General features: G+C 74.3%; 4 protein-coding genes and 1 pseudogene. 1 reads left to right on the top strand and 4 read right to left on the bottom strand.

The genetic code is table 11. From position 1 onward, the window contains the following. Positions 1–396 (bottom strand): annotated as a pseudogene (locus tag ABD308_RS07785) (hypothetical protein); the annotation flags it as partial. 482 nt (positions 397–878) lie between these two features. After that, a complete protein-coding gene (locus tag ABD308_RS07780) occupies positions 879–1364 on the bottom strand; it encodes a hypothetical protein (RefSeq protein ID WP_344329677.1) in 486 nt (161 codons plus the stop codon). Positions 1365–1901: 537 nt separating this feature from the next. Between ABD308_RS07780 and ABD308_RS07775 the strand changes: the two genes are divergently transcribed. Continuing rightward, positions 1902–2816, top strand: a complete 915-nt coding sequence (locus tag ABD308_RS07775; protein ID WP_344329676.1) for a hypothetical protein — start codon at positions 1902–1904, stop codon at positions 2814–2816. 61 nt (positions 2817–2877) lie between these two features. On the opposite strand, the gene ABD308_RS07770 is transcribed toward ABD308_RS07775, so the two are convergent. Both ABD308_RS07770 and ABD308_RS07765 read right to left on the bottom strand, forming a co-directional pair. Beyond that, entirely contained in the window at positions 2878–3621 is a 744-nt protein-coding gene (locus ABD308_RS07770) for a polysaccharide deacetylase family protein (RefSeq protein ID WP_344329674.1), read from the bottom strand. Further along, positions 3618–4222: SDR family NAD(P)-dependent oxidoreductase (locus tag ABD308_RS07765; protein WP_344329673.1), on the bottom strand; the 605-nt coding region annotated here is incomplete at its 5' end. The genes ABD308_RS07770 and ABD308_RS07765, both read right to left, overlap by 4 nt.

Raw genomic sequence — 4222 nt, 5'->3', positions numbered from 1 at the left:
GGCGAACAGCACCAGCACGATCGCCGTGAAGTACCAGGGCCCGAGCCGCCCGCCCGCCAGTTGCACTCCCAGCAGCAGCGCGGTGTTCAGCGCCGTCGTCTCGGCCGTCACCCGCGGCGGGTTGCGCAGCGCCACCAGGAACGACAGCCCGGCCTGCACGGCCCACGCCCATCCGGTGTACGGCGCGAAGGGCGGGTACAGCGAGAACACCGGCAGCGTCACCAGCGACAGCCACCAGGCCGGCAGCGGCCGGCGCAGCGCGGGCACCAGGAGCGCGGCGTGCAGCACGCCGAGGGGTCGCAGCGGGATGTCCTCGGTGGCGGAGACGGCCGCGAAGACCGCCACCGAGACGACCGCGGCGTGCGGCAGCCACCTCAGCGGTCCCGGCCCGCCCATGGGCGGCATCGGTTGCGGGGCCAGGGTGAACAGATCCTTCCGCGCGGTGTGCAGTGCTCCGCGCGCCGACCGCCTCCCAGTCCTGTTCATACGGTCAGTATTGTCCACTTCGTCCACCTGACGGCTGCGGCCGGGGCGCTCAGTGGTTCGGACGCTCACGGAGCCTTCGCCGGCCGGGGTGCATTCGGTCACCACGCTACGCAGCGGACCCGCCGGCCGGCCTCCCGCTGTGGAGCCGTCCTCGGTCTGGCTCTCAGGTATGAGGTGTCGTGGACTCCCGAAGGATCGCCGGGCATGCCGGTGGAACCAGCTGACGCCCCACCGCGAGCCGATGCCCCGGGCCACCTCCGGCCGGTGGCGTCACGGCTCGGCACGCCTCCTTCACCGGGGCGTCGTCGTCATGCGCGGCGGGACGGCCACCGGGGTGTCGAGGTTGCACCTGGGCGCCGGCGCCCTCGGGGAGCCGGCGCCCGGGGCCGGCGTCAGTAGATGAGGATGTCCCAGTGGTTGCCCTCGTTGCAGTACAGGTTGCCCGAGGCGGCCTTCCACTGCGGGTAGCCGTCACCCCGGAGGCCGATGTAGGTGAAGCTGTTCTGGATGTAGCCGTCGATGCAGGAGTTGCGGGAGATGTCGACCTTGTAGCCGTTGTAGTGGCTGTAGGTACCGGAGGCGTGGCCCACCTCGGTCCCGCCCGTGATGTTGATGGCGCAGCCGCTGGCCTGCTTGAGGGTGATGATCGCGCTCACCGTGCCCGAGTTGATCTGCTCGAACGAGGTGCAGGTGGAGTTGGACCTGGTGGTGCAGCCCCCGCTGGAGCTCCAGGTGATGCCGGCCTGGCTGAACTGACTGGCGGCCGCCGACTGCGACAGCTTGGTGCCGCTGGCGCCCGCCGTGGGCGCCGAGACGGCGAGGCCGGCCGCGGCCAGGGCGACGACGGTGGCTGCGGTGACTGCGGTGCGTGGCTTCATCTGCGTCTCCCGGTGGGAATGGTGTGCCTCCGACTCGACCTCCGCTCCCTGCCGCACGTCGGCGGAAGGGCGGGAAGTCCGGCGCCGGGCCTACGGAGCCGGCCCGGGCGAGGGTCGTACACGGTGCTGTGACGCGGCGGTGCTGTGACGCGGCAGTACTTCGGCGCGGCGGTGCTTCGGCGCGAGGGCCGACCGGTCCGTCCGGAGTCGCCGCCCGCGGTTTCCGGGGAACGGGGAACGAAGGACGGGCTCCGAGCGCCGGCATCACACCAGGATGACCCACCTTTGTCTATGCGAGTAGATACGAGGCTGTGAATTTCATGTGACGGGCAGTGGTCTCGGCGTCCGGGTGCGCGGGAGGGTGTCCCCGCCACAACCGGTGCTCCGGTGGGCCGAGTTCGACCGTGCCGGCCCGTACGGCGATCCATTGCGGGACGGCGCGGGCCTTGATAGACGTCTCGTAGATGTTTCCTGAGGCCGCGTCCGGGTCCGAGCGCGTCCGTCAACGGCCCGCACCGGGCAGCGAGGAGACGACCGGTGAACACCACCGAGATCACCGCCCTGCACTTTCCGACCAGTCCGCTGGCCCTCCGCTCCCCGGACCCGGCACGGCAGGCGACGGTCCGCCGGTTCGCCGGCGAGCAGGCACTCGCCGCGCGGAACGCCGCCTCGGCGCTCGGCCGGCGCTGGGCCGAGGCGGCCGGTCACGGCGACCGCGTGGCCGCGCTGGCCGCCGTCCACGCCGGTCTGATCGACTGGCGGTACCGACTGGCCGTGCGCGCCGGTCGGCGACCGGCCGGCGTCGCCTTCGACCCGGAGCGTTTCCGGACCCCGATCGGGGAGGGAAACGCCAACTTCGACCGCCTCGGGGAGGTGGGCCGGTTCCGGGAGGGGTCGGAGTGGGACGAGGCGAGCCGGACCTACACGGGCGGCGCGTCCACCCCGGCCTACGAGGCGATGGTGCGTTACGGCCTCCTCGCCGAACGGAGGTTCGCCGACGAGGGCGTTGAGGGCGACGTGCTGCAGAACTGGGTGACCCTGCCGGACGGGCGCCGCGTCGCGGGCAACCGGATCCTACGGGGCGAGGCCGCACGGGCGACCACCGCCGAGTGGGTCGCCCGGGTCGCGGCCCGGGGTGTGGACGTCTCCCGGATGGAGACCGGCGGCACCCCCGTCTACACGGCCACCCCGGCCCCCGCGGACGGCGCTGTGCTGCACGCCGCCGCTCTGGATCTGCTCGCCGACCCCGGGCTGACGCCCGATCGGTTCCTGCTCGCCCGGTACGCCCTCTACCAGGCCCCCAGAATGAAGAAGGGGTCGGACGCCGTCACCCGGACGTTCGTGGTCGCCGTCGGCGCCGTGCTGTTCGGCGACCAGGCGCCGCCACTGCCCGAGGACGTCGACCTGCGGTGCTACGTGCTGGGCCAGGCCGGGGCCACCGTGACGGCGTGACCGCCCTGTTGCGGAGGCCCGGGTGCGGGTGGGTCGGGGTGAGGCCGGATCGGCCTCGTGTTCAGCGACCACCGCCACGCGGCCCCGAACGGGCGGGGACGCCGTGATCGCGCAGGGGGCCGAGGGTGAGGCCGCGGGTACGGCAGTGGGCGGCGATCAGGGGGAGGGCGGCGAGGGTGGATCGCCAGGAGTCGGGGGTGGAGGTGCAGTCGGAGTCGTGGAGAAGGAGGGTGGCTCCGCCGGTCAGGGTGGGGCGGGCGGTGGTGTAGACGGTGCGGCCGGTCGCGCCGGGTTCCCAGTCGCGGCCCCAGGTGGTCCAGAGGACGGGGCGCAGGCCGAGGTGGCGGGCGGCGAGGAGGGGGCCGGCGGTGAGGACGCCGTACGGGGGGCGGTACCAGAGGGGGCGGGTGCCGCAAAGGGCGGTGACGGCTTCGGTGGCGCGGCGGAGTTCGCGGAGGTCGCGGGCGGGGGCCGGGCGGTACTGGCGGCGGTGGTGCCAGCCGTGGACGGCGACCTCGTGGCCGCGGGTGACCAGTTCGCGGCCGAGGTCCGGGGCCCGTTCGAGCATGGCGCCGAGCAGGAAGAAGGTCGCGTGCACGCCGAGCGCGTCGAGGGCGTCCAGGATCGGCGGGGTGCCGCGCGGGTCGGGGCCGTCGTCGAAGGTGAGCGCGAGGTGTCCCGGGTCGCCGTACCCGGCGGTGCGGCGGGCGAGGTGGCTGCGGACGGCCGGGAGGCGGACGGCGGCCGGGGCGAGGTGGAGCAGTTCCACGGCGGTGGCGGCGCCGAGGAGGGGGCCGGCCTTCACCCGAAGCGGGACGCCATCCGCCGGAACAGGCCGGGGGCGGCGCCGTGCAGGCGGGCCGGGTAACCGAGCCAGCGCGGCACGAAGACCCGGTCGCGGTCGGTGGTGAGGGCGCCGTGGACGATGGCGGCCACCTCCTCCGGCGGGACGGGGCGGGGGCGTTCGCGCTGGTAGCCGGTGCCGCGGGTGGCGAAGAACGGGGTCTCGACCGCGCCGGGCAGGATCAGCCGGACGCCGACGCCGGTGCCGCGCAGCTCGTACCAGAGGCTCTCGGCGAACATCGTCAGCCCGGCCTTGGTCGCCGCGTAGGCGGCCTCGTCGCGGACGCCGACCTGGCCGGCCATCGAGCCGAGCAGGACGATCCGGCCCCGGCCGCGCTCCAGCATGCCGGGCAGCAGGAGGCGGGTGAGGCGCAGCGGGGCGGCGAGGTTGACCTCCAGCATCCGGTCCAGGGTGTCCGTGGGGGTGGACGCGAAGGGGCCGCGCCAGCCGATGCCGGCGCTGGCGATCAGCGCGTCGACCCGTCCGGCGGCGGCGAGGGCGGCTTCGGCGAGGCGCTGGGCGCCGTCGGGCTTGGCGAGGTCGGCGGGCAGCGGTCGGCCGC

The sequence above is a fragment of the Kitasatospora putterlickiae genome (assembly GCF_039527695.1).
GTDB classification, from domain to species: domain Bacteria; phylum Actinomycetota; class Actinomycetes; order Streptomycetales; family Streptomycetaceae; genus Kitasatospora; species Kitasatospora putterlickiae.
The sequence above is the reverse complement of the archived record's forward strand: the minus strand, read 5'-3'. Positions and strand labels throughout refer to the sequence as shown.